The organism is Aureimonas sp. SA4125, assembly GCF_019973775.1.
Lineage (GTDB): Bacteria > Pseudomonadota > Alphaproteobacteria > Rhizobiales > Rhizobiaceae > Plantimonas.
The window spans coordinates 3,672,212-3,688,685 of the sequence record NZ_AP025032.1 but is presented as its reverse complement, the minus strand read 5'-3'; the positions used below and the strand labels follow the sequence as shown (position 1 = coordinate 3,688,685).

Below are 16,474 nucleotides of genomic sequence, written 5' to 3'. Positions count from 1 at the left end.
CCGCCTCAGCCACACCTTTCAATGTCGGAATTTCCACCACGAGCGCGGACACTACCTTCCACGCGGTGAACTACTTGCCGCCGGCAAGTTTCCCGCGCGTCGTTCCCTGATCCACGACATATCGCATGAGCGCCATCCCGAGACGCACCCGGCCGAGCGTGTGGCCTGGCTGCGGCAGGGCATGCGCTCGATCGGCAACTTTCCCATCCTGAACACCGTGTCGGAATTCAGTGCCGGAGAGATTTCGGAGTTTTACGGCATCGAGCGCGCCCGGATCCGGGTCACCTATCCCGGCGTCAGCCCGCTTTTCACGCCCGATGGCGATGCCGGCGACAGCGCGCTGCTGGCTCGGCTCGGACTGTCGCAAAACCGCTTCTTCATCGTGGTCGGCACGCTGGAGCCTCGCAAGAACCTGCGCACGATCCTCGACGGCTTTCGTCGCCTGCCCCGCGACGTACGTATCGGCCATCCGCTCGTGATCAGCGGCCCCGCCGGCTGGGGCAGGGATGGGATGAGCGAAGCAGGGAAGCTGCTGGAGGAGGGCAGCCTCAAGGTCATCGGCTACCAGTCGGAACGTCATCTGGCCGCTCTCTACCGTAATTCGCGGACGCTTCTCTTCGGCGCGATCTACGAAGGCTTCGGTCTCCCGACGATCGAAGCCCTGGCGAGCGGCAAGCGTCCGATCCTGTCCGACATCGCCGTGATGCGCGAGGTCGCCGGCGACAGTGCCGACTATGTCGCCGCGCTCGATGCGGAGGCGTGGGCGGCCAGCCTCCTCGCCGCAGTGCATGACAGCGGCGCCGAGGACGGGAAATTCACGGCCGCCAGCCGCGAACGCTCGCGGCGCTTTTGCTGGGACGCCAACGTCGCCGGAACACTCGCCTGCTACCGGGACGCCGAAGCGATGTTCGACCGTTGACGCGGGCCTCGTCCACCGATCTCCTGTCGCTTCGGGATCCTGTCCCGCCACGCCACCGCAGAGCCACACCGATGCCCCTGTCCCGGGCTCGACCTGATCTGGAGTCGATATAGCCATGACCATCGTGATCAAGGGCGGCACCGTCGTCACCGCAGACCTCACCACCCGCGCCGACGTCCTCGTCGACGGCGACAAGATCGTCGCTGTCGGGCCGGACCTTGCCGGCGACGAGGTGATCGACGCCTCCGGTGCCTATGTCATGCCGGGCGGGATCGATCCGCACACGCATCTCGAAATGCCCTTCATGGGCACCTTCTCGTCGGACGACTTCGACACCGGCACGGCGGCAGCGCTCGCCGGCGGCACGACCATGGTCGTCGACTTCTGTCTGCCGGCGCCGAACGAAAGCCTGATCGACGCGCTGCAGGCCTGGCACCAGAAGGCCGGCAAGGCACGCTGCGACTATTCCTTCCACATGGCGATCACCTGGTGGGGCGAGAAGGTGTTCGACGAGATGCCGCTCGTCGTCGAACGCGGCATCAACACCTTCAAGCATTTCATGGCCTACAAGGGCGCGTTGATGGTGAACGACGACGAGATGTTCGCCTCGTTCTCGCGCTGCGCCGAGATCGGCGCCATGCCGCTCGTCCATGCCGAGAACGGCGACGTCGTCGCCTTCCTGCAGCAGAAGTTCCTGGCGGAAGGCAACAATGGCCCGGAGGCGCATGCCTATTCCCGGCCGCCCGAGGTCGAGGGCGAGGCGACGAACCGCGCCATCATGATCGCCGACCAGGCCGGCGTGCCGCTCTACGTCGTCCACGTCTCCTGCGAGCAGAGCCACGAGGCGATCCGGCGGGCTCGGCAGAAGGGCATGCGCGTCTACGGCGAGCCGCTGATCCAGCACCTGACGCTCGACGAGCGCGAATATTTCAACCAGGACTGGGACTACGCCGCCCGCCGGGTGATGAGCCCGCCCTTCCGCGACAAGGCGAACCAGGATTCGCTCTGGGCGGGCCTCGCCTCGGGCTCGCTGCAGGTGGTGGCGACCGATCACTGCGCCTTCACCACGGAGCAGAAACGGTTCGGCCTCGGCGATTTCACCAAGATCCCGAACGGCACCGGCGGTCTCGAGGACCGGCTCGCCATGCTCTGGACGAAGGGCGTTCGCACCGGGCGCCTGACGATGAACGAGTTCGTCGCGGCGACCTCGACGAACATCGCCAAGATCCTCAACATCTATCCGCGCAAGGGCGCGATCATGGCGGGTGCCGATGCCGATCTCGTGATCTTCGATCCCGCGGCCACGAGGACGATCTCGGCTTCGACGCAGAAATCGGCGATCGACTACAACGTCTTCGAAGGCATGGAAGTGACGGGCCTGCCCGTCGTCACGCTGTCGCGCGGGCGCATCGCCTATCGGGACGGCGAGATCCGGTCGGAGACGGGAACGGGACGCTTCGTCGAGCGGCCGGCGAGCCCGCCGGTGGCGAAGGCGCTGTCGACCTGGAAGGAGTTGACGGCGCCGCGCAAGGTCGAGCGGTCGGGCATTCCGGCGGGAGTGTGAAGGCTTCTAAAAAAGTAAATTATGATATCAATATATGCCTTTCAATTAACATGTTTCCGATATCGCCAATACTTGGAGTGAGCCGATTATTAAAATTCAATATTATAATTGTATAAAAACCATCTTTAAGTCCGTCTCGACTTACCTGAATTTCAATCGAATAGCCTACATCCAGAGTTCTTACAAAATTTGATAAAACAAAATCTTCATCATTTACTTTTTCGCGATTGATTGCGCTCGATAGATCAATGGCATCTCCGTCATCTATAGAAAAGTCTTTTATTACGTCAAATTCGCTTGTATTTGCTTTATCCCCAGCAACAACAAAAAGATCCGAGCCGCGGCCTCCGATGTATGTATTGCTTCCCTGTTCGCCAAAAATCATGTCATCTCCATCAAGACCAACGATCTGGTCATCTCCCGTCCAGCCGAGTATCGTGTCATCCGAAGCCGATCCCATTAAATTGCTTATCCCCTTCGCTCAGGCGGTAACCATACCTAGCGAAGCCGCGTGACGGCGGGGGCCCTGTCCCCTATCTCGTCTGGATGTCCGAGGCCCTGTTCCCCACGCGCTGGAAGAAAGACAAGCCGCCGTCGCTCGAGCGGTTTATGGCCACGTTCCCAGACGACTACGCTTGCGCCGACCACCTTGCCCGAAAGCGTTGGCCGAACGGGTTCCGGTGCCCGCATTGTGCCTCGCAGAAGGGATGGAAGTTGGAATCCCGCCCCTGGGTCTTCCAATGCTCAGGAAAGGGCGAGAACCCCGGCTGTCGCAAGCAGACTTCGGTAATCGCCAAGACGGTGATGCACGGCACGCACCTGCCGCTGCGCACATGGTTCATCGCGGCCTACCTCGTGGCAACCCACTCCAACTCGATCTCCGCCCTCCAGCTCCAGCCCAAGATCGGGGTCGGGTCGTACAAGACCGCCTGGCTACTGCTCCATAAGCTCCGACGCGCAATGGTCGACCCCGGTCGGTCGCCGCTCGAGGGCAAGGTCGAGATCGACGAAACGAGCTTTCCCCATCGCAAGAGGACGGAGAGCCCGGACGGCGGGCAGGGAAAAAGCACGGTCGGCAAGGTCTTCGTCATCGGTGCGGTCGAGCATCGCGATGGCAGGAAGTCCGGACGGCTGCGGCTCGCCAAGATCGCCGAGGACCGGCGCGAGTTCATGGTTCCCTTCGTGCTGGCGAACACGGCGAAGGGATGCACGATGGTCACCGACGGAAGCAGTTCCTACGTCGGCATTCCGGATCGCGGGCATATCTTGAAAAACCTGAGCAAGGACAATGCACCGCCTGGCCATATCGCCATGGAGCGCATCCACCGCGCCTTCTCCAATTTGAAACGCTGGTCGCTGGGCACGTTCCACGGCTTCCGGGAGAAGCACGTCGACGCTTACCTCAACGAGTTCGTATTCCGCTGGAACCGACGTCGCTCGTTCCAGACCACGATGGAGCGCATCCTCGGTATCGGCCAGGCGCTGCCACGCACCACCTACCGGGACATCGTGGGCGATACCTCGGAATGGCGAAGGCAGCATCAAGCCCAGATCTTCAAGATGACCTCTCCCCTTCGGATGAAGATGGCGAGGGAACTGGCACGCGAAATGCGCATCCCCATCATCGAGGCACTCGCGCAGATCCGCACCGAGACCGATAAGCGATACGAGCGTCGCCAACCGAAACGGCCAGCCCTTGCCCTGCGCCGGGAGGGTGATGCGCGCCTGTCCGGCCGTTATCGATATGTCGCCCGGCCAACAGTGGCCGCGATCGAGGCGCGCTATCCAAAAGTGGTGCCTGAGCCGAAAGTCGCGGCCCACTGACCGAGGCACGGGCTCGGGTTCCGACATCCAGCGACATGAATCCGAGCAGTTTCTGTGGACCGCAGGCCGGGAAGCGGATCTGTGCGCGACGCGCCGTCGCCGATGGTCTCTCCTACTCCAGCAGCTCGATCGATTCCCTTCCGCGGAGGCCTCCGGCCCCGCCATCGGCTAGCCTAGGCTTCAGCTATATCTGGTGGTCACCTGAGAGCCCGATCCGAAAGTTGTTGAGCAATACCAGTATGTTGTGATTCAGGCCGTCTTTGCGAGGAGATGGAGTGAACGATGGCATGGTCTGGTATTGCCCGGCGCGAGCATAGCCGGGAGGGGTTGCGGTATCCAAGCGATATGACGGATCGGGAGTGGATGGTGACGGCTCCGTTTATCCCAGCCGCGAAACGCGGAGGGCGGCGCCGCTCGGCGGACATGCGCGAAGTTGTGAACGCCTTGCTCTACATCGCATCGAGCGGATGTGCATGGCGGCTGTTGCCCAAATGCTTTCCGCCGGTTTCGACGGTGCGGCGCTATTTTTACGCGTGGCGCGATGCCGGTCTGTTCGATGCGATCAACATGGCGCTGGTCATGAGCCTGCGCGAAATCGAAGGACGCGAAGCCTCGCCCAGTGCCGGTGTCATCGATAGCCAGTCGGTCAAAACCACGGAAAGCGGCGGGATTTGCGGCTATGACGCCGGCAAGAAGATCAAGGGCCGCAAGCGCCATATCCTCACCGACACCTGCGGCTTCCTGGTCATGATTCTCGTGCATGCCGCCGATATTCAAGACCGGGACGGCGCCGTCGATGTGCTCAAGGCGATACGCCGGCGTTTCCCGTGGCTGCGCCATGTCTTCGCCGATGGCGGTTACGCCGGGCAGAAACTGCGCGACGCGATCGCCCGCCATGGCGACTGGACCATCGAGATCATCAAGCGATCAGATGTCGCCAAAGGCTTCGAGATCCTGCCTCGACGGTGGGTCGTCGAGCGCACTTTCGCGTGGCTCGGACGATGCCGCCGCCTCGCAAAAGACTGGGAAACTTCCGTCTCCTCTTCAACCGCATGGGCGCTGATCGCCTCCATCCGCATGCTTACCCGGCGAACCGCAAGATATTGCTACGCTTGAGAAACTTCTGAATCGGGCTCTAAGCAAAGGGGATAAGCAATCCCATTAATCGATCATTTGCTGTATGACCGAATATAATTGCACCAGTTTTAACAGATGTTTTGTAAAAATTTGTTCCATTAAATAAATGATTAGGTCCAGTTATCTGATTACCGTAGTCAATCAGTTTGTTGGCAGATTTTTCTGCCACAAATACTTTTATTTTTAGCGGGAGTATTTTTGATAAGCCTTCGGCGTCATAGTATTCAAACTCAAAATTTTCGGTGTGATCTTCATTAGGCTGATTTTGTTCGTATATATATGTATAGTATCCGTTTTTGTTTACGTGCAACATTCCATAATTCCCTCTTATTGAATTATATGCAGTTTTTTCCGCAATAAATTTTTGCGAATTATGATTTTTAACCGAAATTATTTCAGCCTCTCTTAGATCGAGAGGGCTGTAGAAATTCGTCTGGCCTTTCTTGGTAAAAATATTTCCGGCAGTGGTATAATCACAGGACCAAGCGAAGTTTAAGTCATAGTCATTCTCGCTTGTAATCCAGTCGATTTTTTGCTTCGTCCATGAGTAAGCTACAGCAAAATAGCGAACGCCGGATTCAAAGTTGGCTATTATCGCAATCACCGCAAGGAAAATATTCCCAGATAAAAAGTATACCAATCCAGAGATCCATGTTAATGCAAAATTTGAGCGCATTAACGACCTCCACCAGCGACATTATTTGTTTAGCTTAAGATCCTTAAAATCGGTGTCAAGCGGGAGCTTGGAATGTGATGTGTGTCATATCGGCTCGTTCGTTGAATTTGGTGTTCCAAACGGTAGACTCGCCAGTCCATGCTCTTTCGTCGATCGATCTCACCGTCCGGCGCGGCGAGTTCGTGTCGCTGATCGGCCCGTCCGGCTGCGGCAAGACCACGCTCTTGCGCGTCATCGCCGATCTGGAGCAGCCGACCTCGGGCACGATCACCGTCAACGGCCTGTCTCCGGATGCGGCGCGGCGGGCGCGAGCCTATGGCTACGTCTTCCAGGCGGCGGCGCTCTATCCCTGGCGGACGATCGCCGCCAATGTCGCTTTGCCGCTGGAGGTCATGGGTTTCGACAGGGCCGAGCGGCAGCGCCGGGTGGAAGCCGGGCTCGACCTCGTCGGTCTCACGGGATTCGGCAAGAAGTTTCCCTGGCAGCTGTCCGGCGGCATGCAGCAGCGCGCCTCGATCGCCCGCGCTTTGTCTTTCGATCCCGATCTCCTCCTGATGGACGAGCCTTTCGGCGCGCTCGACGAGATCGTTCGCGATCATCTGAACGAGGAACTCCTGAAGCTCTGGGCGAAGACTGAGAAGACCGTCGTCTTCGTCACCCATTCCATCCCCGAGGCGGTGTTCCTGTCGACCCGCATCGTCGTCATGAGTCCGCGCCCGGGCCGCATCCACGACGTCATCGACTGCGACCTCGGCCCAGACCGACCGCTGGAGATCCGCGAAACGCCGAAATTTCTGGAGATCGCGCACCGCGTGCGCGAGGGGCTGAGAGCCGGGCACAGCTATGAGGGCGTCTAGCGATGGCCGGGCCCAGACCCCCGCAAGGACAGAAGCATGAGCAGTGCCGGCATTTTCTGGCTTCTGGCGACGATTCCGGTCTTCCTGACGGCTGCTTCGATGTCGCGGCTCTACGTCGCCAATGGCGCCGTCTGGACGCTCGGGGTGATGCTGTTGCTTTACGGGCTCGGCAATCTGATGATGGTGCGGCTGATGCGCGAGAGCGGCCTTGGCCTCGCCATCTCCGCCTCGAGCGTCGCGCAGCTCGTGCTGATCAACCTCGTCGCCTTCCTCGCCTTCGGCGAACGCCTGCCGCCGATGCAGATGGTGGGCATGGCGCTCGGCACGGTTGGGCTGGTGCTGATGATGTGGCCGGTGGCGCGGTGAGGGGCCCGTCGTGAGCATGCTGGCCGCCCCCACGCGTCCCCGTAATGACGGCAAGATCCTGCCGATCCTCATCGTCGCCGCCGCCATTCTCGTTCTCTGGTACATCGCCGCGGTGCCGATGAACTGGCAGACCACCGTCGACCGGCTGGAACGCGCCGGCACGGTGACGACCACGCTGCAGACCATCGCCGCGACCTTTGCGGCGGAGCGACCGGTGTTGCCGGTGCCGCACCAGATCGCGGCGGAGATCTGGAAAACGACGGCGATGGTCAAGCCGACCTCGCCGCGGTCGCTGATCTTCCACGGCTGGGTGACACTGTCGTCGACCGTGGTCGGCTTTCTCATCGGCACCGCCCTCGGCGTTGCGCTCGCTGTCGGCATCGTCCACTCGCGCACGCTCGACAAGAGTCTGATGCCGTGGATCATCACCTCGCAGACGATCCCGATCCTGGCGGTGGCGCCGATGGTGATCGTCGTCCTCAATGCCGTCGGGATCCAGGGACTGTTTCCGAAGGCGGTGATCTCGACCTACCTGTCCTTCTTCCCCGTCGCCGTCGGCATGGTGAAGGGGCTGCGCTCGCCCGATGTCCTGCAGCTCGACCTGATGCGCACCTATAGCGCCAGCGGCCGCCAGGTGCTGGCAAAGCTGCGGACCCCGGCATCGCTGCCCTTCCTCTTCGCTTCCATGAAAATCGCGGTGGCCGCAGCCCTCGTCGGGGCGATCGTCGGGGAACTGCCGACCGGCGCGGTCGCGGGTCTGGGTGCCCGGCTGCTCGCCGGCTCCTATTACGGCCAGACCATCCAGATCTGGTCGGCGCTGGTCGTGGCGGCCGCCATGGCCGCGGCGCTGGTCGGGCTGGTCTCGATCGCCGAGCGGTTCCTCCTCCGCCGGATGGAGGCGCGGCCATGACGACGGCCCGCGAAATCCTGCGCCAGGGGATCGCTCTTCCCGCCCTTCTCGCGGCGATCGGCGCCGCAGTGCTCCTCGCCTCGCTGCGGACGGGCGGCGTCGATGCCGGCTTCTGGCTCCTCGTCGTCGCCTTCTGGCTGGTCGCCTGGCAGCTGACGGCGCGGCTGGCGGCGCTCTCGCCGATACGGCCGGCGGCGAGGTGGATCGCCAGCCTTGCCGTGCCCATCGTCTTCGGGCTGACGCTGCTCTTTCTGTGGGAGTGCCTGGTGCGCGGCCTCAACGTGCCGTCGGTGCTGCTGCCGCCGCCTTCGGCCATCGGCATGCGCATCGCCGATTCGCTGCCGATCCTCTGGGCCGATTTCGCCCAGACGTTCCTGAAGGCCGTTCTTGCCGGTTATGTCATGGGCTGCGGTGCGGGGTTTCTCGCCGCCCTTCTCATCGACCGCTCGTCCTTTCTCCGGCGTGGACTCCTGCCGATCGCCAATCTCGCCTCGGCGCTGCCGATCGTCGGTGTCGCGCCGATCATGGTGATGTGGTTCGGATTCGACTGGCCGTCGAAGGCGGCGGTGGTCGTGGTGATGACCTTTTTCCCGATGCTGGTGAACACGCTGGCGGGCCTTGCCGCCGCCGGGCCGATGGAGCGCGACCTGATGCGCACCTATGCCGCCGGCCACGGCGCGACGCTCACAAAGCTGCGGCTGCCGGCGGCCATGCCCTTCATCTTCAACGCCCTGAAGATCAATTCGACGCTCGCCCTCATCGGCGCGATCGTGGCGGAATTCTTCGGCACGCCAATCGTCGGCATGGGATTTCGGATCTCGGCCGAGATCGGCCGGATGAACACCGACATGGTCTGGGCCGAGATCACCGTCGCTGCGCTCGCGGGATCGCTGAGCTACGGTCTCATTGCGCTCGCCGAGCGCGCCGTTACCTTCTGGCATCCGTCCTATCGCCGTGCATGATGGGTCACCGCAACCACTGAGGAGACGACGGGCATGAGGAATTTCGTTCTGGCCGGGATGGCACTCGCACTCGCAGCCTCGACGGGCGCGGCACGGGCCGCCGATCCCCTGACGCTGCAGCTGAAATGGGTCGCGCAGGCGCAGTTCGCCGGCTACTTCGTCGCCAAGGAGAAGGGCTATTACGACGAGGCCGGGCTCGACGTGACGATCAAGCCGGGCGGGCCGGACGTCGCGCCGGCGCAGGTCCTGGCCGGCGGCGGCGCCGACGTCATCATCGACTGGATGCCGTCGGCGCTGGCGGCGCGCGAAAAGGGCCTGCCGCTCGTCAACATCGCCCAGCCCTTCGCCAAGTCCGGCCTGATGCTCACCTGCCGCAAGGAGACAGGGATCGCCTCGCCGGCCGATTTCAAGGGCAAGACGCTGGGCGTCTGGTTTTCCGGCAACGAGTATCCGTTCCTGTCCTGGATGTCGAAGCTCGGCCTGAAGACCGACGGCGGGCCGGAGGGCGTCACGGTGATCAAGCAGGGCTTCAACGTCGATCCGCTGATCCAGAAGCAGGCCGACTGCATCTCCACCATGACCTACAACGAATATGGCCAGGTGCTGGATGCCGGGCTGAAGCCGGAGGATCTCGTCGTCTTCAAATACGAGGAGCAGGGCGTCGCCACGCTGGAGGACGGCTTGTACACGCTGGAATCCACGCTGCAGGATCCGGCCAATGTCGACAAGCTCGCCCGCTTCGTCAGCGCCTCGATGAAGGGCTGGCAATATGCCGGCGAGCATCCGGACGAGGCGGCCGAAATCGTCATCGACAACGACACGACCGGCGCGCAGACGCTGGAGCACCAGACCTTCATGATGGGCGAGATCGCCAAGCTCCTGGGGCCGGGCCCGAAGCTCGACGTCGCGGCGGCCGGGACCACGGTCGACGTGCTTCTCGGCGGCGGCTCCGACCCCGTCATCACCAGGAAGCCAGAGGGCGCCTGGTCGAGCGTCGTCACCGACGCGATCAAGTAGGTCGCAGACGCATCGGGTCGCCGCCGGAGGGCGGCGTCCAGATCGCGAGAGCATGATCACGGAAGGTGGGTTCCGGCTTTCGGAAAAGATCATGCGAGGACAAGGACCTAAAGCGGGCCGGCGATTCGAAGAAAAGCCGTCCCGCTTTAGGCTCCGGGCGTCATCGCCTGTTTCAGGCGTTTCGACAGTTCGTCGAAGGGCTCGGCCGTGACCGCGTCCGTCGGGTTCTGGACGAGGCTGGCGTAAAGGTGCGGGACGAGGTCGACGGCCTGGTCGAGCGTGGCGTCGCTGCCGCGCTGGTAGCCGCCGAGGAGGCGGAGGTCGCGCGTGTCCTCGTAGCGGGCGATCATCGCCCTCAGGCGCAGCACCAGTTCGCGCTCCTGTGGATTCCAGGAGAGGTCGGCAAGGCGCGAGATCGATTTCAGGACGTCGATGGCGGGAAAGCGGCCCTGCTCGGCGATCGCCCGGTCGAGCACGATATGGCCGTCGAGCGTGCCGCGGATGGCGTCGGCGATCGGCTCGTTGTGGTCGTCGCCATCGACGAGGACAGCGAAGATGCCGGTGATCGTGCCGGTGCCCTCGGGACCGGGGCCGGCGCGCTCAAGCAGGCGCGGAAGCTCGGAAAAGACGCTCGGCGGATAGCCGCGGGCGACCGGCGGCTCGCCGGCAGCAAGCGCGACGTCGCGCGCGGCGTGCGCCAGGCGCGTGACCGAGTCGACGATCAGGAGGACGCTTTCGCCGAGATCGCGGAAATATTCGGCGATCGACATCGCGGTCTTCGGGGCGAGGCGCCGCATCATCGGGCTCTCGTCGCCGGTGGCGACGACGGTGACGACACGGGTGAGGTCGTTCTGCATGGTCTCTTCGAGGAATTCGCGGACCTCTCGCCCGCGTTCGCCGACGAGCGCCACGACGACGGTGTCGAACCCCTTGGCACGGGCCAGCATGCCCATCAGCGTCGACTTGCCGACGCCCGAGCCGGCGAAGATGCCGAGGCGCTGGCCCTTGATGATGGGGGTGAAGATGTCGATGGCGCGCACCGAGGTCGCGACCGGCTCGCGAATGCGGCCGCGCTTCATCGCGGCATCGGGCAGCGTGTCGGCGATCAGCTCGCGCGGGCCCTGTTCGAGGGCCCCCAGTCCGTCGCAGGGGCGGCCGAACGCGTCGATCGTGCGGCCTTTCCAGCTGACGGCGGGGGCAAGCGTCACCGGTCCGGTCCGCCAGGCGAGGTTGCGCACGCCGCTCTGGAAGCGGACGGCGAAGGGCTTGACGGTCGCCGCCTTTTCCTCGATCCGCACGACCTCGCCGAGTTCCTCGCCTTCCGGTCCGGTGGTCACGACGCAGTCGCCGAGGCGCACGAAGGGCGAGATGCCGGCGACCCGAAAGGCCTGCGGCGAGACGTCGACGATGTGGCCTGAAATGCGGATGCGGGGTTCGTCCAGGGCGCCCGTGTCGGGCTTTGGCTGCGCCGTCAGGATCACGACTGTGACCCGAGCATCTGGACGGCCTTGTCGAGGGACTGTTCGGAGGTCTCAATGAATCTGGCGGCGCTCTCGAACTGGCGCTGGACCGCGATCATGCGCGTCATCTCCAGCACCGGATTGACGTTCGAGCCTTCGACGAAGCCCTGCAGGATGTTGACGGTGCCGAAGTCGACCACGGGCTGCGCCGGGCGATCGGGAACCACGCCGGAATTGCCGGCGCGCGAGAGGTTCGCGCCGGCCGGCATCTCGAACAGGCCGATGGCGGCGATCTGCACCCCGCCTTGCGAGATCATGCCGTCGCGCCCGATCGAGACGTTGCCGCCGGCCGGATTGAGCTGGATCGGCGCGCCGCCGACATCGAGCATCGGATTGCCGGTCAGCGACAGCAACTCCCCGGCATCGTTCAGCGTCATGCGACCGTCGCGGGTATAGATCGGGCCTGCCGGCCCCTGGACGGCCATGAAGGCGTTGCCGTTGACCGCGACGTCCAGGGGGTTGCCGGTCTGGGTCATCTCGCCGGTGCGGGTCGAGATGAAATCCGTGCCTTCCGACGAGAAGGCCACCGGCTCCTGGGCGGCCTTGGACAGATAGGATTCAAACTTCACTTCGGTGGCGCGAAAGCCTGCCGTGCGAGAGTTGGCGATGTTGTCGGCGATCGTGTCCAGGCGCCTTTCCATGGCGATCTGGGCGGAAAGGGCGACCGGCAGAGACGTTTGCATGGGATGATTTTCCTCGGGACGGATCGGTCGACGGGACGGCGCGCTCCCTTTGACAGGCCGCTTGCCGATGCCGGTTCGGGACATGTCCAAGCCCCGGCACCGGTCCTGCCGGTCACTTCCGAAACATCGGCATTTTGGCTTGTGCCAGCCTGTCCGAAGGGACCGTCAGGCTCGCGCAAGTCGCTGTCCATAGTTACCGAAGGACTGGGAAAAAGGGTCGTCCAATGGGTATCATCATAGGCTTGGTAATCACGATCGGATGCGTCCTCGGCGGCTACATCGCCGGCGGCGGCCATCTCGATGTGCTCTGGCAGCCGTACGAGCTGTTGATCATTCTCGGCGCCGCGCTTGGAACCTTCCTGATCGCCAATCCGATGAAGGTGGTGAAGGACACGGGCAAGGCCCTGGTCGAGGCCTTCAAGGACCAGGTGCCGAAGCAGAAGGACTATCTGAGTCTTCTCAGCCTGCTGCATTCGCTGATGCGCGAGATGCGCTCCAAGCCGCGCAGCGAGGTCGAGGAGCATGTCGACAACCCGACGGAATCGGCGATCTTCACGGCCTATCCCTTGATCATGAAGGACAAGGCGATGATGAACTTCGTCTGCGACTACTGTCGCCTGATCATCATCGGCAATGTGCGCTCGCACGAAATCGAGTCGCTGATGGACGAAGAGATCCAGACGGTCACCCGGGATCAGATGAAGCCGAAGGCCGCGCTTCAGGACATCGCCGACGGTCTGCCGGCGCTGGGCATCGTGGCCGCCGTCCTGGGCATCGTGCATGCCATGGGCGCCCTCGACCAGTCTCCCGAAATCCTCGGCCATCTGATCGGCGTTGCTCTCGTCGGTACCTTCCTCGGCATCTTCTTCGCCTACGGCGTGTTCGGCCCCATCGCCGCAAAGGTCAAGGGCGTGCGCGAGAAGCAGCTGCGCCGCTACATCATCGTCAAGCAGACGCTGATCGCCTACATCAACGGCGCCATGCCCCAGGTCGCGCTGGAATACGGACGCAAGACGATCTCGGCCTATGACAGACCGACGATCGACCAGGTCGAAGCCGAGACCATCGGCGGCGGCTCGGCCCAGGCCGCCTAAGGGAGAGCCGGAACACCATGGCCATGACAGCCGAAAAGACCATCGAGTCGCAACTGCGATCCGCCGCCAAGATCGAACCGGACCGCCTTCCACGCCTTAAGCTGATCGCCGCCGACTGGGCCGACGCTTCCATGGAACAGCTGAACGAGATCTACGCCTCTCCGGTCGAGATCGAGTTCCTCGGCGTTTCGAGCCTCGCCTTCGCCAATGCTGCCGCCGACCTCCAGGCTGCTGCGTCGGTGACGATCATCCGCTCGCCGAAATGGCGCGAGATCGGCTTCGCCGTCGCCGATACGCGTCTTGCCGACACGATCGTCGAGGCGGTTTTCGGCGGCAGCGGCGATGCCGCCGTCGGACCGACGCGGCCGATGAGCAAGCTCGACCACCGCTTCGTCGACCTCGCGCTCTCCACCATGATCAACGCCGCCAACCCGATCTTCGCGCCGGTCGCTCCGCTCGACATGGTCGACGACCGCGCGCTCCACACGGCGATCCTGCCGCAGCTGCAGGACGTGCTGCAGAAGGACAATCTCGCCTTCGTCGACTTCACCTTCAAGATCTCCATCGGCAACCATTCCAGCACGTTACGCTTCGCGCTGCCGGAACGCGCCCTCTCGGTGCATCGGCGCAAGCTGACGATCGTGCCCGAGAGCGCGCCGTTGATGGCGGACGAGGCCTGGGCCCGCGACATCACCGAAGGCCTGCAACTCGCCGATCTCGAAATTCGTGCGCTGCTCGACGAAAAGCAGATCACGCTCGGCGACGTCGCCCGCTTCACGCTCGGCCAGACGATCGTCCTCGACGCCACGACCGACAGTCTCATCATCATCGAATGCGAGGAGCAGAGGCTGTTCCGCGGTCGTATGGGAAGCTCGCACGATTCCTACGTGGTGCGCATCGAAGAGAAGATCGATCCAACCGAGGAGTTCATCGATGACATCCTATCTGATTGATTTCGTCCTGATCGCCGCCCTCGTCTTCACCAGCTGGCGGGTCGGCAAGATGGTGCGCGAGCTCAGGCGGCTGCGGACCGAAGAGTCCAGCTTCCACCGGAGCCTGACGGATGCCGACGCGGCGATCAACCGGGCGGCGCACGCCGTGGTGATGCTGCGCAGCGAAGGCGTCGCGACACTCACCGCGCTTCAGGCCGCCATCGACGACGCGCGCGAACTTGCCGAGATGCTGGACGATTCGGCCCGGGTGGCCGAGACCCGGCTCTCCGTCGCCAATGACGGGCGCCGCGACGATGCCGCCACGACGGCTGCGCCGACCCAAGAAAACTGGTTGACGCTGATCGAGTCCCGCCTCGCATCAGCCTCGCCCGCTAATCGTTAATTCATCGCTTCGGCGCGGCTCGCCTGCGGGCGCAATCGCAGACGAGGCGCCAGGGCTGCCGCCGCAGGACGGCCGCTTCGACAAAAACCGGCAACGGACCAGACAGGAGTTCCGATCAATGATTGATGACGAAGCGGACGTGATGGATTCTGACATCATGGAGACGGATGACGTCGACGGGACCGATTTCGAGGCGCCTGCCTTCGACGCCGCCGGTGACTTCGAGGCTTCCTCCGGCTTCGGCTCCATGGACGACGACGAGGAAGTCGCGCCCGAAGGCAAGCCCGACCTCAACCTCATCATGGACATTCCCGTCACCATGCAGGTCGTCCTCGGCAAGGCCGTCATGCCGGTCGCCAGCCTCGTGAAGCTCGGGCGCGGCGCCGTGGTCAAACTCGACACCAGCATCGGCGACCCCGTCGACCTCATCGTCAACGGCCGTATCGTCGCCCGCGGCGAGGTCGTGGTTCTCGAGAACGAAGAGTCGCGCTTCGGCATCACCCTGACCGAGATCGTTTCGCCTGGAGCACGTCCCCAGCGCGCCAAGGCCTCGGCGGCCTGATCCGTCATGAGCTTTTCGAGCTATTCCGAGGCAGGCGCCGATACCGATTCGATCGCCGGGCCAGCACGGGCGGCGATCCTTCTCCTGGCGATGGGCTCCAACGGCGCCTCGCGCCTGCTGAAGCACCTCAGCCATGACGAAATCCGGGCGCTGAGGGACAGCGTCGCCGATCAGAGGGAAGTGTCCGCCCACCAGCTCGATCAGCTCGTCAGCGATTTCCAGGAAGCCTTCAAGACGGGATCGGGGCTCACCGGCCTCGACTCGGAGATGAACAAGCTCCTGAAATCGGCACTGTCGGCCGACGAGATGTCGCAGGTCTTCGGAGCCGAGGACTTCATCGACTCCTCGCTGTTCACCGGACCGTCGCTGTCGGTGTGGGAGGAGATCGAGAACCTCGGCGTCAAGACGCTGCACACGCTTCTCGTCGGCGAACACCCGCAGGTCGTGGCCATCGTGGTCGCGCGTCTCGAGCCCGGAATCGCCGCTGCGCTCGTCGCCGGCTTCGAGGTCGGATTCCGCAACGAGGTCATGCGCCGGGTGCTGAGCGCGCGTCCGCTGACACTCGAGGCGGAGGAAATGATCGAGACGACGCTGCGGGCGACATTGATCGCGGGCGACGACGGTCCCGAGCGCCTGGCGCGCCGCACGACGCTGGCCGAGATCGCCAACCGGATGGAGAAGGTCCAGACCGACGCTTTCCTGGTCTCGATCGCCGAAACCCAGCCGGAAGAAGCGACGGCGATCCGCAGCCTTCTCTTCGCCTTCGAGGATCTGCCGAACGTGGCCAAGAAGGCGCGGCTCGTGCTCTTCGACGAGATCCCGACCGAACTGGTCACCATGGCACTGCGCGGCGCCCCGCCGGAACTGGTCGAGGTCGTCGTGTCCTCGCTCGCAGCCCGCGCCCGCCGCATGGTGGAGGCAGAACTGACGCAAGCCGCCGACATCGCGCCCAAGGACATCACGGCGGCGCGCCGGTCGATCGCGGCTGCCGCCCTGCGCCTCGCCTCGGAGGGCAAGATCATCCTGACGGCGGCGCCGGAAGCCTGAT

Annotated in this window: 17 protein-coding genes and 1 pseudogene; 14 read left to right on the top strand and 4 right to left on the bottom strand. The window is 63.4% G+C overall.

Translation table 11 applies throughout. The annotated features are described in order from the left end of the window. The first annotated feature begins 181 nt into the window (after positions 1 to 181). Both Sa4125_RS17485 and hydA read left to right on the top strand, forming a co-directional pair. Positions 182 to 919, top strand: coding sequence for a glycosyltransferase family 1 protein (locus Sa4125_RS17485; protein ID WP_223999942.1), 738 nt, complete (start codon positions 182 to 184; stop codon positions 917 to 919). A gap of 115 nt (positions 920 to 1,034) precedes the next feature. Next, positions 1,035 to 2,483, top strand: coding sequence for a dihydropyrimidinase (gene hydA, locus Sa4125_RS17480; RefSeq protein WP_223999940.1), 1,449 nt, complete (start codon positions 1,035 to 1,037; stop codon positions 2,481 to 2,483). A gap of 19 nt (positions 2,484 to 2,502) precedes the next feature. Here the strand turns inward: hydA and Sa4125_RS17475 are convergent, their stop codons facing one another. Beyond that, a complete protein-coding gene (locus tag Sa4125_RS17475; protein WP_223999938.1) occupies positions 2,503 to 2,943 on the bottom strand; it encodes a type I secretion C-terminal target domain-containing protein in 441 nt (146 codons plus the stop codon). Between the two features lie 149 nt (positions 2,944 to 3,092). Here Sa4125_RS17475 and Sa4125_RS17470 point away from each other — a divergent pair. Beyond that, positions 3,093 to 3,995, top strand: a pseudogene (locus Sa4125_RS17470) (IS1595 family transposase); the annotation flags it as partial. 594 nt (positions 3,996 to 4,589) lie between these two features. Continuing rightward, positions 4,590 to 5,423 (top strand): IS5 family transposase, encoded by an 834-nt coding sequence (locus tag Sa4125_RS17465; protein WP_223999936.1) that lies wholly within the window; start codon positions 4,590 to 4,592, stop codon positions 5,421 to 5,423. A 19-nt stretch (positions 5,424 to 5,442) separates the two neighbouring features. Here the strand turns inward: Sa4125_RS17465 and Sa4125_RS17460 are convergent, their stop codons facing one another. Next, entirely contained in the window at positions 5,443 to 6,120 is a 678-nt protein-coding gene (locus Sa4125_RS17460) for a hypothetical protein (RefSeq protein ID WP_223999934.1), read from the bottom strand. A 77-nt stretch (positions 6,121 to 6,197) separates the two neighbouring features. Between Sa4125_RS17460 and Sa4125_RS17455 the strand changes: the two genes are divergently transcribed. The 5 genes from Sa4125_RS17455 to Sa4125_RS17435 are packed head-to-tail and all read left to right on the top strand — an operon-like array spanning position 6,198 to position 10,232. Beyond that, positions 6,198 to 6,977 (top strand): ABC transporter ATP-binding protein, encoded by a 780-nt coding sequence (locus Sa4125_RS17455; RefSeq protein ID WP_223999932.1) that lies wholly within the window; start codon positions 6,198 to 6,200, stop codon positions 6,975 to 6,977. Between the two features lie 36 nt (positions 6,978 to 7,013). Further along, positions 7,014 to 7,343 (top strand): hypothetical protein, encoded by a 330-nt coding sequence (locus Sa4125_RS17450; RefSeq protein ID WP_223999930.1) that lies wholly within the window; start codon positions 7,014 to 7,016, stop codon positions 7,341 to 7,343. Between the two features lie 16 nt (positions 7,344 to 7,359). Further along, complete coding sequence (locus Sa4125_RS17445; RefSeq protein ID WP_224007916.1) at positions 7,360 to 8,253, top strand: ABC transporter permease; 894 nt, start codon at positions 7,360 to 7,362, stop codon at positions 8,251 to 8,253. After that, positions 8,250 to 9,215 carry an ABC transporter permease gene (locus tag Sa4125_RS17440; protein ID WP_223999928.1) on the top strand — a complete coding sequence of 322 codons (966 nt, stop codon included), beginning with the start codon at positions 8,250 to 8,252 and terminating at the stop codon, positions 9,213 to 9,215. The genes Sa4125_RS17445 and Sa4125_RS17440 overlap by 4 nt, the downstream gene beginning before the upstream one ends. A 33-nt stretch (positions 9,216 to 9,248) precedes the next feature. After that, the gene (locus tag Sa4125_RS17435) at positions 9,249 to 10,232 is read left to right on the top strand and encodes an ABC transporter substrate-binding protein (RefSeq protein ID WP_223999926.1); all 984 of its coding nucleotides are present in this window, start codon (positions 9,249 to 9,251) and stop codon (positions 10,230 to 10,232) included. Between the two features lie 146 nt (positions 10,233 to 10,378). Here the strand turns inward: Sa4125_RS17435 and fliI are convergent, their stop codons facing one another. Both fliI and flgF read right to left on the bottom strand, forming a co-directional pair. Further along, entirely contained in the window at positions 10,379 to 11,713 is a 1,335-nt protein-coding gene (fliI, locus tag Sa4125_RS17430) for a flagellar protein export ATPase FliI (protein WP_223999924.1), read from the bottom strand. After that, positions 11,710 to 12,435, bottom strand: coding sequence for a flagellar basal-body rod protein FlgF (gene flgF / locus Sa4125_RS17425; RefSeq protein ID WP_223999922.1), 726 nt, complete (start codon positions 12,433 to 12,435; stop codon positions 11,710 to 11,712). The genes fliI and flgF overlap by 4 nt, the downstream gene beginning before the upstream one ends. A 224-nt stretch (positions 12,436 to 12,659) precedes the next feature. On the opposite strand from flgF, the gene motA reads away from it, so the two are divergent. The 5 genes from motA (at position 12,660) to Sa4125_RS17400 (ending at position 16,473) form a co-directional block, all read left to right on the top strand. Next, the gene (motA, locus tag Sa4125_RS17420) at positions 12,660 to 13,529 is read left to right on the top strand and encodes a flagellar motor stator protein MotA (protein ID WP_223999920.1); all 870 of its coding nucleotides are present in this window, start codon (positions 12,660 to 12,662) and stop codon (positions 13,527 to 13,529) included. Between the two features lie 17 nt (positions 13,530 to 13,546). Continuing rightward, on the top strand, positions 13,547 to 14,482 hold the full coding sequence (locus Sa4125_RS17415; RefSeq protein WP_223999918.1) for a FliM/FliN family flagellar motor switch protein: 936 nt from the start codon (positions 13,547 to 13,549) through the stop codon (positions 14,480 to 14,482). Next, the gene (locus Sa4125_RS17410; RefSeq protein WP_223999916.1) at positions 14,463 to 14,864 is read left to right on the top strand and encodes a hypothetical protein; all 402 of its coding nucleotides are present in this window, start codon (positions 14,463 to 14,465) and stop codon (positions 14,862 to 14,864) included. Before Sa4125_RS17415 ends, Sa4125_RS17410 begins: the two co-directional genes overlap by 20 nt. 247 nt (positions 14,865 to 15,111) lie before the next feature. Further along, on the top strand, positions 15,112 to 15,426 hold the full coding sequence (fliN, locus tag Sa4125_RS17405) for a flagellar motor switch protein FliN (RefSeq protein ID WP_224007913.1): 315 nt from the start codon (positions 15,112 to 15,114) through the stop codon (positions 15,424 to 15,426). Between the two features lie 6 nt (positions 15,427 to 15,432). Then, entirely contained in the window at positions 15,433 to 16,473 is a 1,041-nt protein-coding gene (locus Sa4125_RS17400; protein ID WP_223999907.1) for a FliG C-terminal domain-containing protein, read from the top strand. The last annotated feature ends 1 nt before the right edge of the window (position 16,474 follow it).

Bases quoted from the DNA above. Each gene is read 5' to 3' on its own strand.
- Sa4125_RS17485 (WP_223999942.1), top strand. From the start codon at position 182: ATGCGCTCGATCGGCAACTTTCCCATCCTGAACACCGTGTCGGAATTC.
- hydA (WP_223999940.1), top strand. From the start codon at position 1,035: ATGACCATCGTGATCAAGGGCGGCACCGTCGTCACCGCAGACCTCACC.
- Sa4125_RS17475 (WP_223999938.1), bottom strand. From the start codon at position 2,943: ATGGGATCGGCTTCGGATGACACGATACTCGGCTGGACGGGAGATGAC.
- Sa4125_RS17465 (WP_223999936.1), top strand. From the start codon at position 4,590: ATGGCATGGTCTGGTATTGCCCGGCGCGAGCATAGCCGGGAGGGGTTG.
- Sa4125_RS17460 (WP_223999934.1), bottom strand. From the start codon at position 6,120: ATGCGCTCAAATTTTGCATTAACATGGATCTCTGGATTGGTATACTTT.
- Sa4125_RS17455 (WP_223999932.1), top strand. From the start codon at position 6,198: ATGTGTGTCATATCGGCTCGTTCGTTGAATTTGGTGTTCCAAACGGTA.
- Sa4125_RS17450 (WP_223999930.1), top strand. From the start codon at position 7,014: ATGAGCAGTGCCGGCATTTTCTGGCTTCTGGCGACGATTCCGGTCTTC.
- Sa4125_RS17445 (WP_224007916.1), top strand. From the start codon at position 7,360: ATGCTGGCCGCCCCCACGCGTCCCCGTAATGACGGCAAGATCCTGCCG.
- Sa4125_RS17440 (WP_223999928.1), top strand. From the start codon at position 8,250: ATGACGACGGCCCGCGAAATCCTGCGCCAGGGGATCGCTCTTCCCGCC.
- Sa4125_RS17435 (WP_223999926.1), top strand. From the start codon at position 9,249: ATGAGGAATTTCGTTCTGGCCGGGATGGCACTCGCACTCGCAGCCTCG.
- flgF (WP_223999922.1), bottom strand. From the start codon at position 12,435: ATGCAAACGTCTCTGCCGGTCGCCCTTTCCGCCCAGATCGCCATGGAA.
- motA (WP_223999920.1), top strand. From the start codon at position 12,660: ATGGGTATCATCATAGGCTTGGTAATCACGATCGGATGCGTCCTCGGC.
- Sa4125_RS17415 (WP_223999918.1), top strand. From the start codon at position 13,547: ATGGCCATGACAGCCGAAAAGACCATCGAGTCGCAACTGCGATCCGCC.
- Sa4125_RS17410 (WP_223999916.1), top strand. From the start codon at position 14,463: ATGACATCCTATCTGATTGATTTCGTCCTGATCGCCGCCCTCGTCTTC.
- fliN (WP_224007913.1), top strand. From the start codon at position 15,112: ATGGACGACGACGAGGAAGTCGCGCCCGAAGGCAAGCCCGACCTCAAC.
- Sa4125_RS17400 (WP_223999907.1), top strand. From the start codon at position 15,433: ATGAGCTTTTCGAGCTATTCCGAGGCAGGCGCCGATACCGATTCGATC.